Here is a 1,263-nt window from a genome sequence, read left to right as displayed (position 1 = left end):
CTGGACAAGATCCGTGCGGGTGCCGATCTGGTGCAGCTCTACACCGGCATGATCTATGCCGGGCCTTCGCTGCCAGGCCGTATTCTTTCCGGAATGGCCCGTTTCGTCGAAAAAGAACGGCTGAAGTCGATTTGCGAGTTGCGCGACAGCCGCCTCGACTTCTGGGCGTCCAGGCAACTCTGAACTGCTCTCAGGAGCGCAGGTCGCGGCTGACGGCCCGCTCGCAGATGGTGCAACGAACTCGGGTCAAAGGGTTCCTTCGGAGCTTTCGCCGGGCGTTGGCTGACGGCGCATCAAACAAAAAACCCGCCAGTGCGGCGGGTCATTGGCGCAAATCAGCACCATGGGCAAAAATCTACCACAGCTGAGGTCACCGAGTCAAGAAAAAATTCCTATCGCGAAGCTGCCGCTCAGTGTCCTGGACGGCGCAGGGCCTTCCGGGGGACACCGTCTAAAACGCCGTCCGCACCCTGAGCCGCAGGATCGTCAGCAGGCTGAAGCCTCGCACCAGCAGGAAGACGTGCAGCGCCGCCCAAAGTCCAGTGTTGCCGAAGGCCGGCGCAAGGGTCAGCAGCGCGGCCGCGAAAACCAGGAACGACAGCAGCATCATGTTGCGCATGTCGCGGGACCAGGTCGCGCCGATGAAGACGCCATCCATCTGGAACGCCAGCACACCGCTCAGCGCCGTGAATGCCGCCCATGGCAGGTAGATGTCGGCCACCGAACGGACGTCCTCCGATGTCGTCACGAGAGCGACCAGATTGGCGCCACCAGACAGCATTACCAGCGTCGCGGCTCCCGCCAGCCCGAAACCCCAGAACAGCGTCAGCCGCACGGCCTGGCGGAACGGTGCGGCGGCACGTGCGCCGACGGCACGGCCCGCCAGCTGTTCGGCGGCGGTGGCAAAGCCATCGAGGAAATAGCCGGCGACGAGGAAGAAATTCATCAGCACGGCGTTGGCGGCAGCGTCACCGTGCCGAACTGCGCGCCCTGGCGGGTGAACAATGCAAAGGCGGCGAGCAGCGAGAACGAACGGATCATGATGTCGCGGTTGAGCGACAGCATGCGCAGGAAGGCGGTCATGTCGAGCAGGCGATGGCGCGGCAAGGGCGGGGCCGCGCGAAACCGGCGGATCACGATGGCCAGGCCGAGCAGCATGGCCAGGAACTCACCGGTGACGGTCGCCCAGGCAACGCCGGCGACGCCCCAGCCAAGTTCCAGCCCAAGCAGGAAGCACAGCGCGATGTTGATGCCGTTCAGCAC

Annotated in this window: 2 pseudogenes; one reads left to right on the top strand and one right to left on the bottom strand. The window is 64.4% G+C overall.

Annotated elements, in window-relative coordinates:
* Positions 1–183: pseudogene (locus EN884_RS36265) on the top strand (dihydroorotate dehydrogenase (quinone)); the annotation flags it as partial.
* Positions 184–451: 268 nt separating this feature from the next.
* Here EN884_RS36265 and EN884_RS36260 read toward each other — a convergent pair.
* Positions 452–1,263 (bottom strand): annotated as a pseudogene (locus tag EN884_RS36260) (MATE family efflux transporter); the annotation flags it as partial.

The organism is Mesorhizobium sp. M7A.F.Ca.AU.001.01.1.1 (genome assembly GCF_004022735.1).
GTDB lineage: Bacteria > Pseudomonadota > Alphaproteobacteria > Rhizobiales > Rhizobiaceae > Mesorhizobium > Mesorhizobium ciceri.
Note: the sequence above shows the minus strand (reverse complement) of the source record. Positions and strands in the feature narration are given on the sequence as shown.